The organism is Burkholderia latens, from assembly GCF_902499045.1.
Lineage (GTDB): Bacteria > Pseudomonadota > Gammaproteobacteria > Burkholderiales > Burkholderiaceae > Burkholderia > Burkholderia latens.
Genome location: NZ_CABVPL010000040.1, coordinates 43154 through 68657, shown reverse-complemented (window position 1 = coordinate 68657; position 25504 = coordinate 43154). Strand labels below are relative to the sequence as shown.

19 protein-coding genes and 1 pseudogene are annotated in these 25504 nt (G+C 68.5%); 9 read left to right on the top strand and 11 right to left on the bottom strand.

What is annotated here, in order from left to right:
- From BSE24067_RS33005 to BSE24067_RS23385, 5 genes and pseudogenes are all read right to left on the bottom strand, one after another.
- Window positions 1–155: pseudogene (locus BSE24067_RS33005) on the bottom strand (lipase secretion chaperone); the annotation flags it as partial.
- Window positions 156–158: 3 nt separating this feature from the next.
- A complete protein-coding gene (locus BSE24067_RS23400) occupies window positions 159–1253 on the bottom strand; it encodes an esterase/lipase family protein (protein WP_151062436.1) in 1095 nt (364 codons plus the stop codon).
- A gap of 224 nt (window positions 1254–1477) precedes the next feature.
- A complete protein-coding gene (locus BSE24067_RS23395; protein WP_151062437.1) occupies window positions 1478–3610 on the bottom strand; it encodes a TonB-dependent copper receptor in 2133 nt (710 codons plus the stop codon).
- Between the two features lie 83 nt (window positions 3611–3693).
- Window positions 3694–4053 (bottom strand): DUF2946 family protein, encoded by a 360-nt coding sequence (locus BSE24067_RS23390; protein WP_151062438.1) that lies wholly within the window; start codon window positions 4051–4053, stop codon window positions 3694–3696.
- A 157-nt stretch (window positions 4054–4210) separates the two neighbouring features.
- Complete coding sequence (locus tag BSE24067_RS23385; protein WP_151062439.1) at window positions 4211–4747, bottom strand: cytochrome b; 537 nt, start codon at window positions 4745–4747, stop codon at window positions 4211–4213.
- 233 nt (window positions 4748–4980) lie between these two features.
- Between BSE24067_RS23385 and BSE24067_RS23380 the strand changes: the two genes are divergently transcribed.
- Window positions 4981–5619 (top strand): Pr6Pr family membrane protein, encoded by a 639-nt coding sequence (locus BSE24067_RS23380; protein ID WP_151062440.1) that lies wholly within the window; start codon window positions 4981–4983, stop codon window positions 5617–5619.
- 48 nt (window positions 5620–5667) lie between these two features.
- Here BSE24067_RS23380 and BSE24067_RS23375 read toward each other — a convergent pair whose 3' ends face one another.
- Entirely contained in the window at window positions 5668–6402 is a 735-nt protein-coding gene (locus BSE24067_RS23375) for a peptidoglycan DD-metalloendopeptidase family protein (RefSeq protein WP_151062441.1), read from the bottom strand.
- 414 nt (window positions 6403–6816) lie between these two features.
- On the opposite strand from BSE24067_RS23375, the gene BSE24067_RS23370 reads away from it, so the two are divergent.
- Complete coding sequence (locus BSE24067_RS23370) at window positions 6817–7137, top strand: hypothetical protein (protein WP_151062442.1); 321 nt, start codon at window positions 6817–6819, stop codon at window positions 7135–7137.
- A 126-nt stretch (window positions 7138–7263) separates the two neighbouring features.
- On the opposite strand, the gene BSE24067_RS23365 is transcribed toward BSE24067_RS23370, so the two are convergent.
- The 4 genes from BSE24067_RS23365 to BSE24067_RS23350 all read right to left on the bottom strand — a co-directional run bounded on the left by BSE24067_RS23365 (window position 7264) and on the right by BSE24067_RS23350 (window position 10851).
- Entirely contained in the window at window positions 7264–7608 is a 345-nt protein-coding gene (locus BSE24067_RS23365; RefSeq protein ID WP_151062443.1) for a DUF4148 domain-containing protein, read from the bottom strand.
- A 198-nt stretch (window positions 7609–7806) separates the two neighbouring features.
- Window positions 7807–9219 (bottom strand): NADP-dependent phosphogluconate dehydrogenase, encoded by a 1413-nt coding sequence (gene gndA / locus BSE24067_RS23360; RefSeq protein ID WP_151062444.1) that lies wholly within the window; start codon window positions 9217–9219, stop codon window positions 7807–7809.
- Window positions 9220–9316: 97 nt separating this feature from the next.
- Window positions 9317–9958, bottom strand: coding sequence for a DUF938 domain-containing protein (locus tag BSE24067_RS23355; RefSeq protein WP_151062445.1), 642 nt, complete (start codon window positions 9956–9958; stop codon window positions 9317–9319).
- Entirely contained in the window at window positions 9955–10851 is an 897-nt protein-coding gene (locus BSE24067_RS23350; RefSeq protein WP_151062446.1) for an NAD-dependent protein deacetylase, read from the bottom strand. The genes BSE24067_RS23355 and BSE24067_RS23350 overlap by 4 nt, the downstream gene beginning before the upstream one ends.
- Before the next feature lie 1053 nt (window positions 10852–11904).
- Between BSE24067_RS23350 and BSE24067_RS23345 the strand changes: the two genes are divergently transcribed.
- Window positions 11905–12864, top strand: a complete 960-nt coding sequence (locus BSE24067_RS23345; RefSeq protein ID WP_151062447.1) for a TIGR03571 family LLM class oxidoreductase — start codon at window positions 11905–11907, stop codon at window positions 12862–12864.
- A 352-nt stretch (window positions 12865–13216) separates the two neighbouring features.
- Window positions 13217–15721, top strand: coding sequence for a mechanosensitive ion channel family protein (locus BSE24067_RS23340; RefSeq protein WP_151062448.1), 2505 nt, complete (start codon window positions 13217–13219; stop codon window positions 15719–15721).
- Window positions 15722–15785: 64 nt separating this feature from the next.
- Here BSE24067_RS23340 and BSE24067_RS23335 read toward each other — a convergent pair whose 3' ends face one another.
- A complete protein-coding gene (locus tag BSE24067_RS23335; RefSeq protein WP_151062449.1) occupies window positions 15786–16583 on the bottom strand; it encodes a CerR family C-terminal domain-containing protein in 798 nt (265 codons plus the stop codon).
- A gap of 92 nt (window positions 16584–16675) precedes the next feature.
- Here BSE24067_RS23335 and BSE24067_RS23330 point away from each other — a divergent pair, with 92 nt between their 5' ends.
- The 5 genes from BSE24067_RS23330 to BSE24067_RS23310 all read left to right on the top strand — a co-directional run bounded on the left by BSE24067_RS23330 (window position 16676) and on the right by BSE24067_RS23310 (window position 25504).
- Entirely contained in the window at window positions 16676–17794 is a 1119-nt protein-coding gene (locus BSE24067_RS23330) for an HlyD family secretion protein (RefSeq protein ID WP_151062450.1), read from the top strand.
- The gene (locus BSE24067_RS23325; protein WP_151062451.1) at window positions 17787–19376 is read left to right on the top strand and encodes a DHA2 family efflux MFS transporter permease subunit; all 1590 of its coding nucleotides are present in this window, start codon (window positions 17787–17789) and stop codon (window positions 19374–19376) included. Before BSE24067_RS23330 ends, BSE24067_RS23325 begins: the two co-directional genes overlap by 8 nt.
- A gap of 13 nt (window positions 19377–19389) precedes the next feature.
- Window positions 19390–20877 carry an efflux transporter outer membrane subunit gene (locus tag BSE24067_RS23320; RefSeq protein ID WP_151062452.1) on the top strand — a complete coding sequence of 496 codons (1488 nt, stop codon included), beginning with the start codon at window positions 19390–19392 and terminating at the stop codon, window positions 20875–20877.
- A gap of 304 nt (window positions 20878–21181) precedes the next feature.
- Window positions 21182–22342 carry an efflux RND transporter periplasmic adaptor subunit gene (locus BSE24067_RS23315; protein WP_151062453.1) on the top strand — a complete coding sequence of 387 codons (1161 nt, stop codon included), beginning with the start codon at window positions 21182–21184 and terminating at the stop codon, window positions 22340–22342.
- Between the two features lie 18 nt (window positions 22343–22360).
- Window positions 22361–25504, top strand: coding sequence for a multidrug efflux RND transporter permease subunit (locus tag BSE24067_RS23310; protein ID WP_151062454.1), 3144 nt, complete (start codon window positions 22361–22363; stop codon window positions 25502–25504).

Sequence of the window (25504 nt, the reverse complement as noted above, 5' to 3'; positions counted from 1 at the left end):
GGCGCGGCCGCGGCCGCCGACGCCTGCGCGGCATCCGTGGCGCGCCGCGACGCCGCGCCGCTCCACAGCGCGACGCCGGCCATCGCCGCCAGCCCCACCGCCCCGTAGATCACCACACGCCGCGTGCGCGGCGCGCGTCCTTCACGTACGGCCATCGATCACACGCCCGCGAGCTTCAGCCGGTTCGCATGCGTGCGAATCACCGCAACCGGATCCTCCGCATACGCGCCGCGCACGCCGAGCAACTGGTTGATCTCGTCGAGATGGTTCCACTTGTAGCTCGTGCTCAGCACCTTCCCGTACAGCGCGCTGCACTTCGACACGAGTCCGTCGTTCTGGCCCGAACCGCGATTGATCATCACCGTGCCGGTGCCGAGCAGCGCGAGCGTCGACAGGTCGAGCGCGTTGGCCGGATCGATCACCGGAATCGTGCTGGTATCGGCCGCGCCGGTGACGCCGAATGCGGAGATCGTCGGCTGGATCGCCGTGCCGGCCCACGAATACAGCAGGTGCGTATTGCCGCCGACCGTCTCCGTCGGCGCGCCCGTCTGGCAACTGCCGGGCGCGCCGAGGCCGGCGCTCGGATAGTTCTGGTTGTACGTCGCGGCCTGCGCCGTCGTCAGCGTCTTCAGCGCGGCGAGCGCGTCCTGGTTCGTGTTGTGGTTGCTGCTCGTCAGGATCCCGAACACATTGACGAACGCGGCGATCACCGACGACGACAGCCCGGTCGGATCGTACGCAAGCACGCCCTGCACGAAGTCGGCGAACTCGGAGCCGCGATGCGGCGTGCCGATCGTCGTCACCGAGGCGACGAGATCCGGCGCGACGGCCGCGACATAGCGCGACGTGAGGCCACCCTGGCTGTGTCCGACCAGGTTCACCTTCGTCGCACCGGTCGCAGCGAGCACCGTCTTCACGTACGCGAGCAGTTGTTCGCCGCGCCCGTTCGGGCCGTCGTCGCTCTGGAAGCCCGACACGTTCGCGACGTACACCGTCGCCCCGTGCTGCTCCAGGTCCTGCTGAATGCCGTACCAGTAATCGAGCACGCCCGCGTATTTGTCGGTGCCGGTGAGCCCGTGTACGAGAATGATCGGGTAACGCGTCGCCGCGTAATCGTCCGCCGGCGCGGTTGCCGCGATCGCCGCGTGCGTCGTCGCGAGCGTCATCATCGCGGTGCTCCCCGCAAACGGCGCGACGCTCATCGCGCACGCCACTGCCCCTGCCGCCACCCTGGAACGCATCGATCTGGCCATGCATGTTCTCCTGATTATTGTGCTGCCACTGCGAATGAGGATCGATACGCGCGGCGAGTCGCGATCAGGCGACACCGTGCGCATCGAATGCGGGAGTGAATCACGAGTCGCGAACGTTTGCGCGCTGACTAGATACGGTTCTCTAATCGGTTGACGCGCGGCGCGCGTTCGGGCGGTATCGCGTTCATGCGCGCGCATGCTGCATCGCACACGCGCGCCGTGCGCTACAGCTTCGCGCTCACGCGCAGCCATGCGGTGCGCCCCGGCTCCATCACCGGCGCGTTCGCCGGATAGCCGAAACCCGCGTTGCCGGCGAGGTTCAGGTGCTCGGTATAGGCCTTGTTCAATACGTTGTCGATGCCGACCGAAATCTGCACTTGCTTGCTGACGTTGTACTGCGCATGCAGCGACAGCACGCCGAAGCCGGCACTCGGCCCGAAGTCCTTGCCGACCACGTTGCCCTCGTTCAGCGCATAGCGATGCTGCGGCGCAACGATACGCCACAGGCCGCCCGCCGACCATGCGCCGCGCGTGTACTCGACTCCGACACGCGCGTCGAGCGGCGGCATCTGCGGCAGCGGATCGCCGCTCGTCGCATTGCGCCCCCATGCATACGCGAGCGACGTCTCGACCCGCAGCGGTGCGATCGGCCGCCAGGACACGCCGGCTTCGCCGCCCATGATCTGCGCGTTGACGTTGGTCGCCTGCGTGGTCGGGCCCATCATCCCGGCCGCGTAGTCGAACAGGATGTAGTCCTGCACATAGCCGGCGTAAGCCGACACCCATGCATCGACGCGGGCGCCCTTGTACTGCGCGCCGATGTCGAGCTGCGTGGTCTTTTCGGGCTGCACGGCGGAGAACGCGTTGATCGAGCCTGCCGGCCCGCGTTTCGCGGAAAACAGCTCCCAGTAGTCCGGATAGCGTTGCGCGTGACCGACGCCCGCATACCAGGTGACCGGCAGCGACGCGAGATCGCGCTCGTAGCGCACGAAGCCGCTCGGCAGCATGCGTGCGCGCTCGTCGTCGAAGGTCGGATTCGGCTTGCTCGCCATCATCCCGCGCGTCGTCGCACGCTTGTCGCGCGCGCTCGCATAGTCGACGCGCGCGCCGCCGATCACGCGCGACGCATCGCTCGCGTACCACGTCAGTTCGCCGAACGCGCCCGCATTCCACATCGTCGCCTGCGCATCCCACGGCTGGTCGCCGTAGTTCTGCCGCCCCATCGCCGAGCGTGCGTCGAGCCGGTTCGACTGCGCATCGACGCCGCTCACGAGCTTGAATTCGTCGCCGAAGCGCAACGTTGCGGCGGCCCGCGCGCCGAGCGTGCGACGCCGCACCTCGGACGCCATCCGCATCGGCATGCTGCTGGTCGGGTCCGGTTGCCGTAACGTGCTGTTGTCCATCACGTGGTCGGCTTCGTTGTAGTAGACGCGTGCCTCGACGCGGTCGAGCACGTCGCCGAGATGCCGCTTGTCGAACGACAGGCCGAACGTCTCGCGGCGGAAATGCGCACCGTCCATTCCGCGCCCCGCATAGCGCGCGTAGCCGTCGCCGGTGCCCGCGGTCAGTTCGACGCGCGTGCGGTCGTCGGGCGTCCAGCCGAGCGCCGCATCCGCGTTCCATTTGTCCCATTGCGACGGCACGGTATTGCCGTTGCCGTCCTCGTAGTCCTGCGCGTGCGCGTGATTCGCGGTCACGCGGCCGTAGACGTCGGGCGTGCCGGCCGTCACGTCGACGTTCTGGTCGTTGCGGCCGAACGAGCCGCCCACCACGCTGCCGTCGAAACGCATGCCGGAGCGCTCGAAACGCGGCGTCACGCGTTCGAACAGCACGGTGCCGGCCGATGCGCCGGGGCCGTACAGCACGGTCTGCGGGCCTTTCACGACCGTGACCTTGTCATAGCTTTCCGGCGCGATATACGAAGTCGGCGCATCCATCCGGTTCGGGCACGCACCGAGTGTCGGCAATCCGTTCGCGAGAATGTTCAGCCGCGAACCGAACATCCCGCGCAGTACGGGGTCGCCGTTCGTGCCGCCGCTGCGGATCGACGTGAAGCCGGGGATCGTCTTCAGATAGTCCGCGCCGTCGCTCGCCGGCAGCGGCTGGCGCGGTGTCTTCGGATCGGTGACGACGACGAGCGGCGTCGTCAGCGGCGACGCGACGACCTCGACGGACGGCAGTAGCGCAGCCGCGTCATCGGCCGGCACGCCGGCCGCGGCACGCGCGGTTTCGGCCGCCGCCGCGGCGGTCATCGCGCCGGCGGCCAGCGCGGGAACGGTGAATGTCAGCATGCGCGGCACGCGCCGCGCACGGGAATGGCGCGACGCCGTCGGCGCGCGCAACGAAAAAACGGTCATGGTCGAAAGCCCGAGTGACGCCCTCCACACGGCCTCGACGGACCGCGCGGATATCGGCGATGAAAGGAACGGAAGACAGCGCGTCAGGCGCGCTCGGGCGGTGCGCGCGGGTAAGCGCGCGGATAGCGTTCGGCGCGCGCCGCGCCGGCAGGCGGCGCGGCGGCGGACACGGTTGTGAAGGGGACGACCGAGAACGATGCGGTGGCCGCGCCGCCGGCTGCCGGCGTGTGCGCGAAGAAGCCGCAATAGCCGCACGCATCGAGATGCAGCGCATGTTCGTGCGCGGCGGCCGCGCGGGTCGCGCGATGCTCGGCGCTGCAGACGGGCGCGTCGGGCGTGGCTGCGTGCGCGATGCGCCACTGCGACACCAGCGGCGCCGCGATCGCGAGCCAGATCGCGAACACGCCGAGCCAGGCGGTCAGGTGACGTTGTCGGTGCAGCATGCGCGGCGATGCGTAAGCGGACTGTAAAAACAGCCGAGATGTTACAGAATGTTCGCCGTACTGGCCAGCCGCGCTGGTCGGTAAACGAACCGGGGGCGCATGGTTGTCGGCACAACCATGCGCCCCCGGGCTGCGGCGCGCGTCGACCGCGCGGCGATCACGGCGCCATGCGCCGCAGCACGTCGTCGCGCCGGATGAAATGGTGGTAGAGCGCGGCGAGCGCATGCAGGCCGATCACGAAATAGAACGCGTTGCCGATCAGTTCGTGCACTTCCTTGATCGTCGGCCGCAGCGCCTTGTCCGGGCCGAACAGCGTGAACGACACGCCGATCCAGTCGAGCGACACCGGCTTGCCACCCATGTTGATCATCATGATCCCGAGCAACGGCTGCGCGATGATGAATACGTACAACGCGACATGCGCGAGCTTCGACAGCCACTTCAGCAGCGTCGCCTGCGGAATCGGCTCCGGCACGCGGCTGATCACACGCCACACGACGCGCAGCACCGACAATACGAGCACGGACGTCCCCGCGAGGAAGTGGACGTTCATCCAGAACGCGCGACTGTCGCTGCCTTTCGGTCCGCGAATCTCGATGGCCAGATAGGCCAGCGCGACCAGCAGGAAGATGGCCCAGTGGAAAAAGATGGCCGGCGAACTGTAGCGCGTCTGTTTCGCGAGGATGTTTTTCATGCTTTGTCTCGTGTTTCTCGTGTGGTATGCGGGGCGGGCACATGCCGCGGCTGGCCGGTGCCGGACGGCTGCCACGATTGTAGCGTCACGCACGGCCGCGATTGCACGACCCGATCAAATATCCGAAGAATCCGCGGTGCCCCGCGTGACGGCCGCTTCATAAGGAAAATCCGCATCGCGCCCGCGCGCCGCTGTGGCACGATGAAGCTTTCGTGCGACGTTGCGCGGGCATCATGAGCAAAGCGTTTTTCGTTGCGGCCTACCGGCTGATCGCCGCGTTGCTCGCGGTGTCGACCACGCTGCACAGCGTCGCCGACTACTGGAACGCGCCGACCTTTCATCTCGGCAACTACCTGAGCTACTTCACGCAACTGAGCAGCCTGTATGCGGCCGCGATGCTCGTCGCGGGGCTGTCGCACGTCACGCGCGCCGGCTCGGCGCGCTACGAATCGATGCGCGGCGCCGCCGTGCTGTACATGCTGATCACCGCGATCGTGTACGAGCTGCTGCTCGCGCGGCTCGATGCGCTGCACCACATCACGCCGGCATTCAACAACTGGGTGTTGCACCGGATCGTGCCGTTCGTGGTGCTGTGCGACTGGTTGTACGTGGAGCCGCGCTCGCCGGTCCCGCGGCGCAGTGCATTCGCATGGCTCGGCTTTCCGGTGGTCTATCTCGGGTACACGCTCGTGCGCGGCGCGGTGGAGAACTGGTATCCGTATCCGTTCGTCGATCCGCGGCCGCACGGCTACCTGCCGGTCGCCATTCAATGTTCGCTGATCGCGCTCGGCGCGGCGGGGCTCGCACTGGGGATTCGCTGGCTCGGCAATCATGCGAGACAGTCTGACGCCGCGCAGCTTAAGGAAGGATGAAGGCGCAAGCGTGTGCGCCGTGCGGCGCACACGTCGCGATGTGGCCCGTCAGCCGCCGTTGCGCGGCAGGAAGTTCAGCGGATCGACGGCCTTGCCGTTCTGCCGGACTTCGAACTCGAACGTCGCGCGGCCGCTCGCGTCGGTGCCCATCTCGGCGACCGGCTGGCCCGCGCGCACCGCATCGCCTTCGTTGACGAGCAGCTTGCCGTTGTGCCCGTACGCGGTGATGAGCCCGTTTTCATGCTTCAGGATCACGAGCGGGCCGTACGCCTTCACGCCCGACCCGGCGTAGACCACTCGCCCGTTTGCCGCGGCCCGCACCGAATGGTCGGGCCCGGACGCGGCAATCACGATGCCGCGCGTCTTGCCGGCCGAGAACGGCGTGACGACGGAGCCCGTCGCCGGCCATGCGAGCGAGCCCGGCTGCGCGGCCGCGGCAGGCGGCTGCGCGAGCGACGTCGCGGCCGGCGGCGGCGCGACGCGCAGCACCTGGCCGGGTGACACGGCGTCGTTCGGCGACATGTGGTTCCAGCTCGCCACGTCCTGCACGCGCTGTCCGTACGCGGCCGCGATGCCGGCGAGCGTGTCGCCCGGATTCACGCGGTAATAGCCGGCGATCACGCCCGGCGTCGCGGCCGACGTCGGCGTCGACGGCCGCACGGGCTGCCAGTTGTCGGTCCACGGCGTCATCGTGCAGCCCGTCAGCGCCGCGGCCGCGACGACGAACGCCGCCTGCGGCAGCCAGCGCGTCAGCGCATCGTGGATCGGAATCGTTTTTCTCAAGGGTCCTCCCGGATTTGCGTCGTTGCGCCGCCCACCGCCCTCCGGCATGCGACGCACGATGTCCGGCCGGACGGCCGGACCAACCAGTATCCGACCGCTGTCGCGGCCGGCAGTTTCCACGGCGGGACGCCGGCTCGAAAGGGCTCATCGGCCCCTTTTTCGCGCCTTTTTCGCGTCGTCCCGATCGGCAAAGATACCATTTGTCGCGGTCGGGGCCGCGACAGCGGCCGGATCCGGCAACATTCTTGCGTGGCTGCGACGAGCGCCGGGCAGCGTCGCGCCGCGCCACGCGGCGTGCAGGGCCGCCCATGCCGCCGCATTCCACCGCGTCCCTGCCTGTTGCGCGGTGACTGCCGCCCCCGGCCTCCTATACTCGGAGATGCACCGCGCGATTCCGACAACGAGGAGATAACGATGAACAACGCGACGTTTGTGTCCGTGCAGCTCAACGCCGAGGATTTCGCCGGTTCCAGCGGCCTCGTCGAATTGCTCAACCGGCATCTGCTGTTCGCGACCGACGTCGCGGAAGCCGCGGACGCGCTCGTCCAGCTTGCGAGCGTCGCGCACTTGAGCGGCGCGACCCGGCACAGCGTCGAGCTGCCGGTGCTCGCGATCGAGCGGCTGCGCGATGCGCTCGCCACGCTCAGCGGCTACGACGAAGCATGGCTCCAGGCGCTGGAGCCCGCCGATGCGCTGTTCCGGGATCTTGGCCGCGGCCCGAGGCCGCTGCACTGACGCGACCGGGCGCCGCCCATGAAAACAGCCCGCCGTTCCGCGATGCGGAACGGCGGGCTGCATGTACTGCTCGGACCCGATCAGGCCGCGTAGGCGGCCTACGATCGGCGGCCGATCAACGATCGATTAACGACCCTTGTAGACCGGTGCGCCATCCGACACGCGCTTGACCTGCCAGCCGGTCTTGGCGGCTGCAGGAGCGCCCGACTCTTGCTGGGCCACCGGTTGCGCACCGTAGCCGCTCGTATCTGCGGCGGCGACGTTTTGCTGCGGGTTCAAACGCGCTTCAGCTGCCTGGATGCCTGCCGGATAGTCGGTGCGGTCGCTGCCCAGCTTGTAGCCGGCTTGTTGCAGCGCGGACAGTTCGGCCTTCACCTGTGCACGGGTGACGGGCGCGTTCTGTTGGGCGAACGAAACGGCGGGAACGGCGAGGACAGCAGCTGCAGCGAACGTTGCGATCAGCGATTTCATGATTACCTCCGGGTTTTTTTGCTTCGCCGCACACACCATGTCTGCAGCGATTGATCAAAGTTTAGTCCGGAGATCACCTAGGGAAAACCATGAAAGAACGAAAACACTGTTTCCGCGGAGCCAACAATTCCAGGATCCGGGACTCAAAAACCCTACTCAAAGAATAGAATTTCGCAACAATGCCGCCTCGCCCGCCGGTTACGACCAGTTCGCGTGGAAGCTGCCCGGCTTGTCGGTGCGCTCGAACGTGTGCGCGCCGAAGAAGTCTCGCTGCGCCTGCACAAGGTTCGCCGGCAGTCGCTCGGACCGGTAGCTGTCGAAGTACGCGACCGCCGACGCGAACGCCGGCACCGGCACGCCGGCCTTCACCGCGGCCACCACGACGTCGCGCAGCGACGCCTGGTAGTTCGCGGCGATGTCCTTGAAGTACGGGTCGAGCAGCAGGTTCGCAAGCGCCGGATCCTTGGCGTAGGCGTCCGTGATCTTCTGCAGGAAGCGCGCGCGGATGATGCAGCCCGCGCGGAAAATCTTCGCGATCGTGCCGAGATCGAGGTTCCAGCCGTATTCCTCGGACGCCGTGCGCAGCTGCGCGAAGCCCTGCGCGTACGAGATCACCTTGCTCAGGTACAGCGCGCGGCGCACCGCTTCGATGAATGCCGCACGATCGCCGGCGAACGGCGCGGCGGCCGGGCCCGACAGGATCTTGCTGGCCGCAACGCGCTCGGTCTTCAATGACGACAGCACGCGCGCGAACACCGACTCGGTGATGAGCGGCAGCGGCACGCCGAGATCCAGCGCGTTCTGGCTCGTCCACTTGCCGGTGCCCTTCTGCGCGGCGCGATCGAGGATCACGTCGACCAGATGCTTGCCGGTTTCGTCGTCCTTCTTGCCGAAGATCTTCGACGTGATCTCGATCAGGTAGCTGTCGAGCTCGCCCTGGTTCCACTCGGTATACACCGCGCCGAGTTCGTCGTTGGTCAGGCCCGCGACGTTCTTCAGCACCGCATAGCTCTCGGCGATCAGCTGCATGTCGCCATACTCGATCCCGTTGTGGACCATCTTCACGTAGTGGCCCGCGCCGTCCGGCCCCATGTACGCGACGCACGGCTCGCCGTCCGACGGCGCCTTCGCCGCGATCTGCTTGAGGATCGGCTCGACGAGGTCGTACGCGTCGCGCTGGCCGCCCGGCATGATCGACGGGCCGCGCAGCGCGCCCTCCTCGCCGCCCGACACGCCGGTGCCGATGAAGTGCAGGCCCGATTGCGCGAGCTCCTGGTTGCGGCGGATCGTGTCGGTGAAGTACGTGTTGCCGCCGTCGATCAGCACGTCGCCCTTCTCGAGCAGCGGCTTGAGCGATGCGATCGTCGCATCGGTCGCTTCGCCGGCCTTCACCATCATCAGAATCCGGCGCGGCGTTTCGAGCGACGCGACAAACTCTTCCAGCGTGTAGGTCGGCACCAGGTTGCGGCCGGGGAATTCGGCGATCAGTTCGTCGGTTTTCTCGCGGCTGCGGTTGTACACCGACACCGCGTAACCGCGGCTCTCGATATTGAGTGCGAGATTGCGCCCCATCACCGCGAGCCCGATCACACCGATTGCTTGTTTGCCCATTAGTCAATTCTCCGGAAAAAACGGGGCGCGACCCGAACCGGGTCGCGCGCACAGGCGAAAGGATAGTGGAAACCCGGCCGTGATGCGCGCCGGCGCGTCATTGCTCGGCGTGCGGCAGGCGCCGGAACACGACGCTCAGGTTGTTGGCAGGCATTTCGACGACCTCGATGCAGTCCAGCCCGCGATCGAGGCCGAGCGCGACCACCGCCTCGAGATCGCGCACGCCCCACGAAGGATCGCGGCTGCGCAGCTGCTGGTCGAACGCTTCGTTGGACGGCGCCGTGTGGCGGCCTTCGCGGCGATACGGACCGTACAGGAACAATATGCCGCCGGGGCGCAGCACGCGCGACGCGCCGGCGAACAGCGCGTCGGTACAGGACCACGGCGAGATGTGGATCATGTTGATGCAGACGATCGCGTCGAGCGCCGCGGCCGGCCATACGGGATCGCGCACGTCGAACGCGAGCGGTTCGGCCAGGTTCGCGAGCCCCGCATGCGCGGCCCACGCGGCGATCGAGCGGCGCGCGTGCGCGTCGGGGTCGCTCGGTTGCCAGCGCAGCGCGGGCAGCGCCTGCGCGAAATGGACCGCATGCTGCCCGGTGCCGCTCGCGATCTCGAGCACACTGCCGCTCGCCGGCAGCACGCGGCGCAGCACGTCGAGGATCGGCCCGCGATTGCGTTCCGCGGCCGGCGCCGACAGCCGCGCGGACGGATCGGGCGATGCCGCCGGCCCGGTCACGATGCACGCTCCGCCGCGCTGCCGGCGATGCCGAGCCGCGCATTCAGTGCATCGAGCGCGGGCGCGCAGCGCGCTTCGACCTTCAGCGTCAGCATCGGATCGGCGCGCGTATGGCCGAGGTTCAGCGCGGCGACGGGCTTGTTCTGTGCCTGCGCCCACACGCAGAACCGGTAGCCGGAATACACCATCAGCGACGAGCCGACCACCAGCAGCGCGTCGGCCGCGTCGAGCGCCTGCGACGCCAGCGCGACGCGTTCGCGCGGCACGTTCTCGCCGAAGAACACCACCGCCGGCTTCAGCAGCCCGCCGCATGCAGGGCAGGCCGGGATGCGGAACGTGTCGAGCGCAGCCCATTCGAGGTGCGCGTCGCCGTCGGCGGCTGGTTCGGCCTGTGCGCCCAGCAGTTCGGGGTTATCCGTCTCCAGCACGGCCTGGATCGCCGCGCGCGCGTGATGCGCGCCGCAATCGATGCACGTGACGCCGTGGATCCCGCCATGCAGTTCGATTACGTCGCTGCTGCCGGCGCGCTGATGAAGGCCGTCGACGTTCTGCGTGACGAGCCGCTCGATCCGGCCGCTGCCGCCGAGCCGCGCGAGCGCGACGTGCGCACGGTTCGGCCGCGCGCGGCCGACCACGGGCCAGCCGATCATGCTGCGCGCCCAGTAGCGCCGGCGCGCGGCGTCGGAGCCGAGGAATTCGTGAAGCTGGATCGGCGGCGAGCGCATCCATTGACCGTTCCGGTCGCGATAGCCCGGAATGCCGGAATCCGTGCTGATGCCCGCGCCGGTGAGCACGAGCAGCCGCGGATGGCGCTCGACGAACGTGTGCAACGCATCGAGCGCGTCCGGTTCGATGCCGGCGGATGGGGGGTCGTGCAAGTCGGTGTCGTTCATGTCGGCGGCGCATGTTCGGGCGCCGGCCGCCGGTGCGAACGCACAGGCAGCCGACGCTGCGAGCACATGATACCGAACGCCGCGCGATCGGGCCGCGGTCCGCGCGGGCATCCGGGACCTCAAAATCCGGCACCTCAAAAAAAGACGCCCATCAGCCGCATGGCGATGGGCGCTTCAACAATTGATCCATCGGGGTAGTGGATCAATTGACAGCACAATGTCGTCGGAGCCGCCGCGGTACGGCCGGCGGACTCTTCCCCTCGACTACAGCTTCGTATGCGTGATATCGCACGGATTGCCGCACCGCCTCTCCCGTGCTGCCCGGCCCGGTCTTGCCGATTCGTCGCGCACGGTCGCGGGCGGCATGCGGATGCATGCGGCGCGCGCCGCGCACGAGTTTCTCGTGCGCGTGAATGACGATCCGGAGTTCATGCTCGCCCATCTGCGTGTACGGGCGGTTGCCCCGCGACGGCCAGCCGGCGTCGGCCGGGCCTCGTGCGTCATGCATGCACGCCGTCGTTCGGGACAAACCCGCGTGGTTCGGATGGAACGGAAAGCCGCGCGTTCACGTCGCCGTCATCGGCGGCGAAGCGAACTCACGAGCAGGTCGGCGATTCATGTTTGCAACACGACACGTTGCGATTCGGTCTGTTCTCATTCTCTTGTCCCCGTCTTCGATGCATCCGACCCACTGAAGCGATTGCCCGGGCCTTACTCCACCGGTGATCGCGCTCACGGCGCATACAGACATGCAAGGAGCGCACCATGCATCGCAGTGCAAGGCTGCACGGGCCCTCAAATGATCGCGGGGCAGATCGCGCGACCGCACATCCGCCCGAATGTTTCGAAACTGAAACTGAAACGGCGGCAAACCGCTCGCGCGATCGGCAGCCGGCCGCGACGCCGGCGTTGCGGGAATGAAATGCGCTCTCGCCGGACGCCCCATCTGCACGATGCCGACGATCCGCTTACAATCGCGCGATCCCGGCCGCCCATGCTGGAACGATCCGACGCGCTCGTCGAACCTGCGCGCCTCGCCTCCAAGGAGTCGACATGACCCTGCCCGCCCCCGATCGCACCGACGCCGCGCGCCGCGTGTTCGCGTCCGAGCGGCTGTCGCTCGGCCTGACGCTGCCGCTGCTGCGCAGCGGCCGGACCGTCGCCGATTTCAACGAGCAACTGGAGCTCGCGGCGCTCGCCGATGCGCTCGGCTTTCGCGCGCTGTGGATTCGCGACGTGCCGCTGAACAGCGCCGACTACCCCGACCCGGTCGGGCATCTCGATCCGTGGGTCCTGCTCGGCGCGCTCGCGTCGCACACGCGCCGGATCGCGCTCGCCAGCGGCGCGATCGTGCTGCCGCTGCGTCATCCGCTGCACGTCGCGAAAGGCGCGCTGTCGGTCGCGACGCTGTCCGGCGGGCGCTTCATTCTCGGCCTCGGCTCCGGCGACCGGCCGCCCGAGTACGCGGCGTTCGGCGTCGATGCCGACACGCGGCGCGATCGCTATCGCCGCCATTGGGACATCGTCGCGGCCGCGCTCGGCGTGCCGTCCCGCGTGCTGCCCGACGAGACGCCACGCGACGCGCCCGAGTTCGCGCTGCTGCCGCGCGGCGGCGCTCCAGTCCCGATGCTCGCGGTCGGCTCGGGCGGGCAAAGCGTCGACTGGATCGCGCGCCACGCGATCGGCTGGATGACGTATCACCGCGACCCGGACACGCAACGCGCACGTCATTCGATGTGGCGCGCGGCCGTCGACCGCCTCGCGCAACCGGCGTTTCGCGCGTTCGGCGTGTCGATGCGGCTCGATCTCGATGCGAATCGCGACGCGCCGGCCACCGCGCTGTCGCTCGGTTACGCGACCGGACGCAATGCGCTGATCGACATCCTGCGCGACATGCGAGCGGCCGGCACGCACCACGTTACGCTGAATCCGGGCTCGGACCGGCCCGTGCGCGAGGTCGTCGAGGAACTCGCCGAGCATGTGCTGCCGGTCTTTCACGACGAGAACGACTGATTCATCAGGAATCCGGAGCGGACCGAGCCGCTCACGCAGCACCAGCCGCGCGTTGCAACGGATCGGTCCGCCGCGCAGGTTTCGTTCCCGTCTCGACTGCCGCCCGGGGCCGCGTTGCTGCCCGATGATCCAGCCGTAGCCGCCCGCCCGAATTCCGGATCGTGAACGACATCGGCCGGACCCCGTCTGCCGTTGACGCATGCGACCCGGCGAGCACCGCCCATCCGGTTTCCCCATGCTCGATGCGAAGGTTCGCCGACGGAACTATTCGATTCCGATCGCGATCATGTTAACTTCCGTCCATCGACTCGACCGCCGGGCCACGCACCGACGCGCGCCCGCATGCCCACCCATGCGAAACCTCCTGCTCGGCTGGCTGCTCGCCGCCGTCGTCTCGGCTGCCCATGCGGCGGCCGCTCCCGCCGCCGCATCGGCTGCTTCCAGCGCCGCACCCGTGCTGACGCCGCAACAGGCGCAGCAGGCGCTCTCCGTGCTGCAAAACCCGCGCGAGCGCCAACAGGTCGAAACGACGTTGCGCGCGATCGCGGCCGTCGGCGTGCTGAGCGCGCCCGCGCTGCCGGCAAGCGGCGCGGCGCCGGCGAGCGCGGCATCGGCCGCCGCCCCCGCCGCGCTCACGACGAACGGGCTCGCGTCGATGGTCGTCCGGCAAGGGTCGCGCTGGGCCGGCGAAATCGGCGGCGCGCTGAACGAATCGCTGCGCTCGCTGCTCGACGTCGGCTCGGTCGGCCGCTGGTGGCATGAGCGGCTCGCGAACGCCGACGCACGCGCGAACCTCGCGCGCGCGCTCGCCATCATCGTTGCCGTGCTGGTGCCTGCGCTGGTCGTCGAATGGTTCGCGAAGCGGCTGCTGCGGCGTGCACTCGCCGCGCTGAGCGCGCGGCGCGCCGAAGCGTCGGACCACACCGACGCCGAACCCGTCGAACCCGAGCCGCCCGGAACCGGCGACGACCCCGCGCCAGCGCACGAAGCGGCAGCAACCGCAGCCGGCACCGCAACGGCAAGCGACGCGACCGACACGACCGCCGCGGCCGGCGCACGCCCTGCTGCGTCGCAAGGCCGCGGCCACGCGCGGCGTCAAACCACGCTGCTGCGCCGGATGCCGCGCGCGCTCGTCAGCCTCGCGCTGCGCGCGGTGCCGCTGCTGGTGTTCGTCGGCGTCGCGAGCCTGACGATGTCCGTCCTCGACGGCGCCGGCACGCCGACCGACACCGCACTCGAATCGCTGATCGACATCTACGTGATCTGCCGCCTCGTGACGATCGTCAGCCGGTTGTTCTTCCAGCCCGATGCGCGGCAGCTGCGGCTGCTGCACATCAGCGACGCATGGGCCGCGTTCGCGCAGCGTTCGATCGCGCGGATCGTGATCGTCGTCGGCGCGTGCACGGCCGCGGTCGAGATCGCCGGCAGCTTCGGCCTCAGCGACGCCGGTCACGTCGCGCTGCTGAAGGCGGTCGCGCTCGTCGGCCACCTGATGATCTCGGCGCTGATCGTGCGGTGCCGCCAGCCGGTCGCCGTGCGCATCCGCGCGGCCGGCGAAGCGCGCCCGGCGTTCGCGACGCTCACCCATGCGCTCGCCGACGCGTGGGCGCCCGTGTCGGTGTTCGTCGTGATGGCGTTGTGGTTCGTGTGGGCGCTCGACGTCCATAACGGCTACCGCGTGCTGATCACGCTCGGCGGCCGCTCGATCGCCGTGATGATCGGCATGCGGATCGTGTCGATCGTCGTGTTCGGCGGGCTCGCGCGGCTGTTCCAGCGCCGCGACGACGACCGCACGCTCGTCCATCTGCACGCGTATCGCTACTACCCGCTGGTGCGGCGGATCGTGTCGGCGGTGATCGCGGTCGTGACCGCGATGCTGCTGTTGCAGACCTGGGGCGTGCCGATCTTCCACGCGTTTCAGGCCGGCACGATCGGCCATCGGCTCGCGTCGGCGCTGTTGACGATCGCGATCGCGGCCATCGCCGCGCTGATCGTGTGGGAAGCCGCGAACATCGCGATCGAGCGCCGTCTGCAGCTGTGGACGCGCGAAGGCAACCTCGTGCGCGCGGCGCGCTTGCGCACGCTGCTGCCGATGCTGCGCTCGCTGCTGTTCATCATGATCGCGCTCGTCGTCGTGTTGACGGGCTTGAGCGAAATCGGCGTAAACATCGGGCCGCTGCTTGCCGGTGCGAGCATCTTCGGCGTCGCGCTCGGCTTCGGCTCGCAGAAGCTCGTGCAGGACTTCATTACCGGGATCTTCCTGCTGATGGAAAACGCGATGCAGGTCGGCGACTGGGTCACGCTCGCCGGCGTGTCGGGCACGGTCGAATACCTGTCAATCCGCACCGTGCGGCTGCGCGCGGGCGACGGATCGCTGTACACGATCCCGTTCAGTTCGGTGACGACCGTCAACAACACGAATCGCGGGCTCGGCAATGCGGCCGTCAAGGTCAGCATCGCGTACGGGCAGGACATCGACCAGGCGATCGCGACGCTGAAGGAGATCGGCGCCGCGCTGCGCGACGATCCCGATTACAAGGACGGCATCCTGTCGGACTTCAGCTACTGGGGCGTCGATCAGGTCGACGGCGCGACGATCACGCTGGCCGGGCAAATGCAATGCAAGGACTCCGCACGCTGGGGCGTGCAGCGCGAGTTCAATCGGCGGATCGCGGTGATGTTCCGCGAACGCGGGATCTGGATCGCGAACCCGCAGCGCAGCGTCGTCGCGTATGACCCGACCGCGCAGCCTGTCACGGCCGGGAACGGCGACAGCCGCGAGGACGGCGGCAACGCGGGCGGCCCGCCGGCTGCCGAACCGCCGCCGCCCGCTGCACCGGCACACAAGCCGGACTGATCGCGCGGAGGCCGGCGGCATGGCCGCCGCGCATCGCGCCGGGCTGCTCCGATGAGCGCCGCGCTCAACGCGCGGCGGTTTTCTTCGCGCGCCGAACGCGTTTCGCTGCGTCTCCCGGCGCGGCCGGTTTCGCGCCGGCGCGCACGTCGCCGCCCGCTGCGCCGCGCTGCGCATGCCAGTGCTCGAGCAGCACGCGTGTCTGATCGGCAACGGTCGCCATCACGAGCACGCCGCCTTCGCCGTCGAAGCTGTCCCAGTCGAGCAGGCGCAACGCCGAGCGCGGCACGAGGTGGAATACCGTCAACTGGCCGAACAGGCTCATCACCCGCAGCCGCGTGACCGGATCGTCCGCCGGACGGCCCGAAATCCGGCCGATCAGTTCGGCGCTCACGTCGTTGAGCGGCTTGCGCACGCGCTTCATCAGGATTTCCGTCGCGCTCGCCGGCTCCTGCCCGAGCTGCTCGCGCGCGAAGAACATCCGCTGCCCGAGCGTCTTCGGCGCCGTGAACATCCGGTCGGCCAGCATCCGCAGGATGCCGATGAACGCATCGATCAGCGCATCGACGTCCGCATCGGCGTCCAGCACCGCCCGTGCGTGTTCGATCGCGGGGCCGAGCACGCTCCAGCCGAGTTCGGCCATCGCGTCGACGCACGCGCGGTAGACGCCTTCCTTGTTCTCGAAGTAGTACTGCAGCGCCGGCGCGTTGACGCCGGCCTTCGCGGCGATGTCGCGCGTCGATGCGCCGGCGAATCCGAATTCGCCGAACAGCTCGATCGCCGCCTCGATGATCCGCTGGCGTGTCTCGTCGCCGCGCGCGTAGCCGCTCGTCGATGTGCGACGCAGCTTCTTCGCTTCGTTCATGCGTTCCTCGTCATTCGATCGACCAACATTCTACTTGACACAATTTTAGCAACTGGAATAATTCTTCCGATCGGAATAAATTGGATGCCCGCATGTCCACGCAGCAAGACCCGCCATCGCAAGCAAACCGTCAGGAAACCGCATCATCGCCGCGCAACGGCGGCTCGAAGCGGCGCATCGTGTTCGCCGTCGTCGTGGTCGCGGCGATCGGCGGCGCCGTATGGTTCGGCCGGTGGTGGACGGTCGGCCGCTTCATCGAAAGCACCAACGACGCGTACCTGCAGGCAGACAACATGACGGCCGCGCCGAAGGTCGCCGGCTACGTGACCGACGTCTACGTTCGCGACAACCAGGCCGTGAAAGCCGGGGACCCGCTCGTGCGCCTCGACCTCCGCCAGTACCAGGTCGCGCTCGCGCAGTCCACAGCGACCGTCGACGCGCGCCGCGCCGACATCGCCCGCGCCGAAGCCGAGATCAGCCAGCAGCGCGCGAATCTCGCGCAGGCCGAAGCGCAGGCGAAGGTGTCGCAGATCAACGCGCGGCACGCGAGCGACGAATACGTCCGCTATGCGCCGCTCGCGGCGACCGGTGCCGAAACGCAAGAACGCGTCGCCGATCTGAAGAGCACGCGCGACCAGGCCGCCGCGACGCTCGCCGCGAACAACGCGGCGATCGCCGCCGCCCGCACGCAGATCGCGTCGTTCACCGCGCAGCTGCAGCAGGCGCGCGCGCAGCTCGAAGCCGCGCAGGCGAGCGCCGCGCAGGCGCAACTGGACCTCGACAACACGATCGTGCGCAGCACGCTCGACGGACGCGTCGGCGACCGCACGGTGCGCGTCGGGCAGTACGTGCAGCCCGGCACGCGCCTGCTGACCGTCGTGCCGGTCGATTCGATCTATCTCGTCGCGAACTTCAAGGAAACGCAGATCGGCCGGATGCGCATCGGCCAGCCCGTCGAGCTGCACGTCGACGCGCTGCCCGACGACACGCTCACCGGCACCGTCGACAGCTTCGCGCCCGGCACCGGCGCGCAATTCGCGCTGCTGCCGCCGGAGAACGCGACCGGCAACTTCACGAAGATCGTGCAGCGCGTGCCGGTACGCATCCGCCTCGCCGCGAACGCGCGCGCGCAGCGGATGCTGGTGCCGGGGCTGTCCGTGACCGTCGACGTCGACACGCGTCCGGACGGCGCCGGGAAGCATCATGGCTGACGCCGCGAACACCGCCGCGCCTGTCCCGCCGCACGAAGGCCGCGCGAGCGTCACCGACTGGATCGCGGTCGCGGCCGGCGCGCTCGGCGCGCTGATGGCGACGCTCGACATTTCGATCACGAACTCCGCGCTGCCGCAGATCCAGGGCGAAATCGGCGCGACCGGCACCGAAGGCACGTGGATCTCGACCGGCTACCTGATGTCGGAAATCGTGATGATTCCGCTTGCCGCGTGGCTCACGCGCGTGTTCGGACTCCGTAACTTCCTGCTGACGAACGCGGCGCTGTTCATCGCGTTCTCGATGATGTGCGGCTGGTCGAATTCGCTCGCCATGATGATCGCCGGACGCATCGGTCAGGGCTTCACGGGCGGTGCGTTGATCCCGACCGCGCAAACCATCATCCGCACGCGGCTGCCGCTGTCGCAGCTGCCGGTCGGGATGACGCTGTTCGGGCTGATCGTGCTGCTCGGCCCGCTGTTCGGCCCCGTGCTCGGCGGCTGGCTCGCGGAGAACGTCAGCTGGAGCTGGTGCTTCTTCCTGAACCTGCCGGTGTGCCTGCTGCTGATGGCGCTGCTGGTATTCGGACTGCCGTCTGACAAGCCTCAATGGACCACGTTCTTCAACGCGGACTGGCTCGGGATCGCGGGCCTCGCGATCGGGCTCAGCTCGCTGACGGTCGTGCTCGAGGAAGGTCAGCGCGAACGCTGGTTCGAATCGCAGATGATCGTCACGCTGAGCTACGTGTCGCTCGCCGGGATGATCCTGATCGCGCTGTCGCAGCGTTTCGCGAAGCGGCCGATCATGCGCCTGTCGCTGATGCGCAATCCGCGCTATGCGAGCGTGATCGTGATCGTGTCCGCGGTCGGCGCCGGGTTGTACGGCGTGTCGTACCTGCTGCCGCAGTTCCTCGCGATCGTCGCGGGCTACAACGCGGAGCAGGCGGGCGCGATCATGCTGCTGTCGGGCCTGCCCGCGTTTCTCGTGATGCCGATCCTGCCGCGCCTGCTCGGCAAGGTCGACTTCCGCATTCTCGTCATCGCGGGGCTGCTGCTGTTCTGCCTGAGCTGCATGCTCGACATCAGCCTGACCGCGCAGAGCGTCGGCCACGATTTCGTGTGGTCGCAGCTGATTCGCGGCGTCGCGCAAATGCTCGCGATGATGCCGCTGAACCAGGCGTCGATGGCGGCCGTCGCGCGCGAGGATTCCGGCGATGCCGCCGGGCTCTACAACATGGCGCGCAACCTCGGCGGCTCGATCGGACTCGCGATCATCGGCACCGTGATCGACCGGCGCACGACCTTCCATGCAGCCGCGATTCGCGAATCGGTGAGCGCGAATTCGCTGATCGGGCAGGAACGGCTGTCGGCATATGCGGCGAACTGGTTCGCGCATACGGGCGACCTCGCGTATTCGAACCTGCGCGCGCTCGGCCAGCTCGCGCGGCAGATCCAGATCCAGGCGATCGTGATGACCTACTCCGAAACTTTCTACGTGCTCGGCCTCGCGCTGCTCGCGTGCGTGCCGCTCGCGCTGTTGCTGAAGACGCCGCGCGGCCCGCAGCCGGCGTCGTCCGGCCATTGAACCGTCTTACGCGATGAAGCCCTTCTCCCTGCCCCGCCATCCTGCGCTCGCGCTGTGCGCGGCCGCGTGCGTGCTCGCCGGCTGCACCGTCGGCCCCGACTACCGCGGCGCGCCTGCGGCACCCGACGCGCCGACCTTCGTGCGTGCGCCGGCTACCGGCATCGATACCGCCGCCCCCGCGCCGAGCGCATGGTGGCATGCGCTCAACGATCGCCAGCTCGACGACCTGATCGCCGCCGCGCTCGCGCACAACCCCGATGTGCATGCGGCGCAGGCGCGGCTGCGCGCAGCGCGCGCGCAGCTGTCGCAACAGCGTGCGGCGCAGTTGCCGAAATCGTCGGCCACCGTCGCCGCGATCCGCATGCGCGAACCGGACGTCAGTGCGCTCGGCTCGTTGCTGCCGTCCGGCAATTCGAACCAGCCGGACGGTTCATCGCCGTCGTTCGGCGGCACCGGTCCGCTGCAGCTCTATTCGGCCGGCTTCGATGCGACGTGGGAAATCGACCTGTTCGGCGGCACGCGCCGTGCGGTGGAAGCCGCGTCCGCGCAAGCCGAAGCAGTCGACGCCGACCTCGCCGACACGCAGGTGTCGATCGCGGCCGAAGTCGCAACCGCGTACGTCGATCTGCGCGACCGGCAGCAGCGGCTCGCGCTGTCACAGCGCACGGCCGAGCTGCAACAGCGGATGCTCGAACTCACGCAGCAGCGCCGCGCACGCGGTGCCGCGGCCGACGTGGACATCGAGCGCCTGACCACGCAAGTCGAGAACACGCGTGCGTCACTGATTCCTCTCGATGCGCAGGTGACGGAGTCGCTCGACCGGCTCGCGATCCTGACCGGACGCGCGCCCGGTGCGCTCGACGCGGCGCTGTCGGCGTCGCGCGCGGCGCTGCCGACGCTGCCGGGCAGCGTGCCGGTCGGCGATCCGGCCGCGTTGCTCAAGCAACGCCCCGACATTCGCGCGGCCGAGCGCCGGCTCGCGTCGAGCAACGCGCAGATCGGCGAGCACGTCGCCGACTATTTCCCGAAGGTCACGCTGCTCGGCGATCTCGGTTTCAGCGCGACGGACCCGGGCCACCTGTTCCGCAAGCAGAACTTCACGTGGGTCGGCGCGCCGTATCTACAATGGAACATCCTCGACTTCGGCCGCACGCGCGGTGCGGTGCGCGCGGCCGAGGCGTCGCGCGACGAAGCGCAGGCGAATTATCGGAAGGCGGTGCTCGGCGCGTTGCAGGACGCCAACACGGCATTGCAACGCTACGGGCACCAGCGCGATCACGTCGTCGCGCTCACCAAGGTGCAGACGTCGGCCACGCATTCGGCCACGCTGATGGACCAGCGCTATCGCGCAGGCGTCGCATCGATGATCGATCTGCTCGATACCCAGCGCGAAGCGCTGGCCGCGCAGCAGAACGTGATCGCCGGGCAAGCCGAGCTGATCAAGGACTACGTATCGCTGCAGAAGAGCCTCGGGCTCGGCTGGCAGACGAACGCGGGGTGATGCACGGCCGGGCGTAACCGGCGCCCCGGCCGATCCCTCGCCACACGCCCGCCGCGCCAGCTCGACGCGGCACGACACCGAACGACGATCCCGGCGCGGCACCGCGCGCCGCCGGGCCGGTTCGTCAGACGACATTCTCGTCGCCCGTTCTCCCGCATTCCGTCCTCGCACTTCATCGGCCGCGGCGATTCTTTCGCCGTCTCCATCGAATCTCCATCTTCCCGCATGAAAGACGCCAACCAGGCGCCTCACACTCCAGCCCGTCAAAGCAGGCAGTGGGCTGCCTGCGCTTCCTGGAGTCGCTATGAAGAATCAACAACGATGCCGCTACGGCGCCGCCTGCGCGCTGATGGCGGCCCTGCTCGCAGGCTGCGGGCCCGCGCAGCCACAGGCTGCCGCGCCGGCCATTCCGGTCGCGGCGATGACGCTGTCCGCCGCGCGTCTCGACGTGACCGAGGATCTGCCCGGCCGCGTCGCGGCGGTACGAATCGCTGAAATCCGGCCGCAGGTCAGCGGCATCGTGCAGCGCCGGCTGTTCGAGCAGGGCACCGAAGTACGCGCCGGCCAGCCGCTGTTCCAGATCAATCCCGCGCCGTTCAAGGCCGACATGGACACGGCCGCCGCGTCGCTGCAACGCGCGCAGGCCGCGCTCGAACGCGCCAAGGTGCAGACGGCGCGCTTCAAGCCGCTCGTCGAGGCCGACGCGATCAGCCGCCAGGTGTACGACGACGCGGTGTCGCAGCGCGACCAGGCCGCCGCCGACGTCGCGCAGGCCCGCGCAACCCTCGCGCGCCGCCAGCTCGACCTGAAATTCGCGACCGTGGAAGCACCGATCGCCGGCCGCATCGACCAGGCGCTCGTGACCGAAGGCGCGCTGGTATCGAGCACCGACGGCCAGCCGATGGCACGCATCCAGCAGATCGACCAGGTCTACGTCGACGTACGCCAGCCGGCCGCATCGCTCGAAGCACTGCGGGGCGCGCTCGCGGCGCAGCCGCAAGCGGCCGGCGGCAACGGCCTGCCGGTCGACGTGCTGCGCGACGACGATACGCGCTACGACGCGCGCGGCCGCATGCTGTTCTCCGGCGTCAACGTCGATCCGGGCACCGGCGACGTGCTGCTGCGCGTGCTGGTCGACAACCCGAAGCGCCAGTTGCTGCCGGGCATGTACGTGCGCGCCCGCATTCCGCGCGCGCACTACGCGAACGCGGTGACGGTGCCGCAGCAAGCCATCGTGCGCGCCGGCGGCAAGCCGCAGGTGTGGGTGCTCGACGCGAAGGGCATCGCGCATCTGAAGGCCGTCGAGGTCGGCGAGCTGACGAACCGCAGCTACCGCATCGAGTCGGGCCTGCAGGCCGGCCAGAGGATCGTCGTCGAAGGGATGGAGCGCCTCGCCGACGGCGCGGCCGTGACCGCGACCGACTGGAAGGCGCCCGACGCGGTCGCCACCGCGGCCGCGCACTGAGCCGGGGAGCATCCAGTCATGGCTGAATTCTTCATCCGCCGCCCGATCTTTGCGTGGGTGATCGCGCTCTTCATCGTCCTGACGGGATTGATCGCGATCCCGCAACTGCCGGTCGCGCGCTACCCGTCGGTCGCGCCGCCGTCCGTCACGATCACCGCGAGCTACCCGGGCGCCACGCCGCAGACGATGAACGACGGCGTGCTGAGCCTCATCGAGCGCGAGCTGTCCGGCGTCAGGAACCTGCTGTACTTCGAATCGTCGGCCGACACGTCCGGCAGCGCGCAAATCATCGTGACGTTCAAGCCTGGCACGAATCCGGAGATGGCGCAGGTCGACGTGCAGAACAAGATCAAGTCGGTCGAGCCGCGCCTGCCCGCGGCCGTACGCCAGAACGGGCTGATCGTCGAATCCGCGTCGTCCGGCTTCCTGATGCTGATCGGCCTGCGCTCCGACAACGGCCGCTTCGACGAAGGCGCGCTCGCCGACTACATGGCGCGCAGCGTGTCCGAGGAGTTGCGGCGCATCGACGGCGTAGGCCGCGTGCTGCAGTTCGGCTCCGAGCGCGCGATGCGCATCTGGGTCGATCCGCAGAAGCTGATCAACTTCGGCCTGTCGATGAACGATCTGACGACCGCGATCGGCCAGCAGAACGTACAGATCGCGCCCGGCAGCCTCGGTGCGCTGCCCGCGCTGCCGGGCCAGCGCGTGACCGTCCCGCTCACCGCGCAGGGCCAGCTCATGACGCCGGAGGAATTCGCGAAGGTCGTGCTGCGCGCGAACGCGGATGGCTCGAAGGTCGTGCTCGGCGATGTCGCGCGCGTCGAACTCGGCTCGCAGAACTACACGTTCGTGAGCCGCGAGAACGGCAAGCCGGCCACGCTCGCCGGCGTGCAGCTCGCGCCGGGCGCGAACGCGGTGAAGACGGCCGACGCGATCCGCGCACGGATGGCCGAGCTGAGCAAATCGATGCCGGCCGGCATGACCTACTCGATTCCGCTCGACACGTCCCCGTTCGTGAAGATCTCGATCGAGAAGGTGATCGCCACGCTGTTCGAGGCGATGGTGCTCGTGTTCCTCGTGATGTACCTGTTCCTGCAGAACGTGCGCTACACGCTGATCCCGGCGATCGTCGCGCCGGTCGCGATGCTCGGCACGTTCGCGGTGATGCTGCTGGCCGGCTTCTCGATCAACGTGCTGACGATGTTCGGCATGGTGCTCGCGATCGGCATCATCGTCGACGATGCGATCGTCGTCGTCGAGAACGTCGAGCGCCTGATGGCCGAAGAACGCCTGTCGCCGAAGGAGGCCACGTCGAAGGCGATGAAGGAAATCACCGGCGCGATCGTCGGCATCACGCTGGTGCTCACCGCGGTGTTCATCCCGATGGCGATGGCGAGCGGCTCCGTCGGCGTGATCTACAAGCAGTTCACGCTGTCGATGGCCGTGTCGATCCTGTTCTCCGCGCTGCTCGCGCTGACGCTCACGCCGGCCCTGTGCGCGACGATGCTCAAGCCGGTCGAACCGGGCCATCACGAGAAACGCAGTTTCTTCGGCTGGTTCAACCGCCGCTTCGAGCGCCTCACCGCGTGGTACGAAACGCGTGTCGGCCGCCTGGTCGGCCGCACGGGCCGCGTGATGCTGGTGTTCGTCGCGATCTCGGGCGTGCTCGTGTTCGGCTTGCGCAGCCTGCCGTCGTCGTTCCTGCCCGACGAGGACCAGGGTTATTTCATCACCAGCTTTCTGCTGCCCGCGGACGCTACCACCGAGCGTACGCATGACGTGGTCAAGACGCTGGAGAAGCATCTTGCTTCGCGCCCGGCAATCCAGTCCAGCATTTCCGTGATGGGTTACGGCTTCTCCGGCCAGGGCCCGAACGCCGCGATGAACTGGGCCGTGCTGAAGGACTGGAAGGACCGCCACGGCTCGTCGACCCTCGAGGAAGGCATGCTCGCGCAACAGGCGATGACCGGCGCGACCGAAGGCATGGTCATGAGCCTGCTGCCGCCGGCCATCGACGAACTCGGCAACAGCTCGGGCTTCTCGATGCGTCTCGAAGACCGCGCGAACCAGGGCAATGCGGCGCTGAAGGCGGCCGAGGCGAAGCTGCTCGAGCTTGCCGCGCAAAGCAAGGTCGTGACAGGCGTGTACCCGGACAGCCTGCCGGCCGGCACGAGCATCCGCCTCGAGATCGATCGCGCGAAAGCGCAGGCGCTCGGCGTGTCGTTCACGACGCTCAGCGACACGCTGTCCACCGCGATGGGCTCGACCTACGTGAACGACTTCCCGAACGCGGGCCGCATGCAGCAGGTGATCATCCAGGCCGACGCACCGGCCCGCATGCAGATCGACAACGTGATGAAGCTGTACGTACGCAACGCGGCCGGCGGGATGGTACCGCTGTCCGAAGTGGTGCGCCCCGTGTGGGCCGACACGCCGCTGCAGATGGTGCGCTTCAAGGGCTATCCGTCCGCGCGGATCTCCGGCAACGCGGCGCCCGGCCAGTCGAGCGGCGCGGCGATGGCCGAGATGGAACGCCTCGCCGCGCAACTGCCGCCCGGATTCGCGGTCGAGTGGACCGGCCAGTCGCTGCAGGAGCGCCAGTCGGCATCCCAGGCGCCGATGCTGATGGCGCTGTCGATGATCGTCGTGTTCCTGGTGCTCGCCGCGCTGTACGAAAGCTGGTCGATCCCGCTGTCGGTGATGCTCGTGGTGCCGCTCGGCCTGCTCGGCGCGATCGGGGCGGTGCTGTTGCGCGGCTTGCCGAACGACGTGTTCTTCAAGGTCGGGATGATCACCGTGATCGGCCTGTCCGCGAAGAACGCGATCCTGATCGTCGAATTCGCGAAGCAGTTGCGCGAGGAAGGCAAGGGACTGATCGAGGCGGCCATCGAATCGTCGAAGCTGCGGCTGCGCCCGATCCTGATGACCTCGCTCGCATTCGGCCTCGGCGTGGTGCCGCTGATGGTCGCGACCGGCGCCAGCGCCGAAACGCAGCACGCGATCGGCACCGGTGTGTTCGGCGGCATGGTGACCGCCACGGTACTGGCCGTTTTCTTCGTCCCGGTGTTCTTCGTGTTCGTGACGAGCATCCAGGAACGCATCGGGGCCGGGCGCGCTGCGCGCCGGAAGCCGGATGCGCTGCATAACGAACAAGGAGATTGA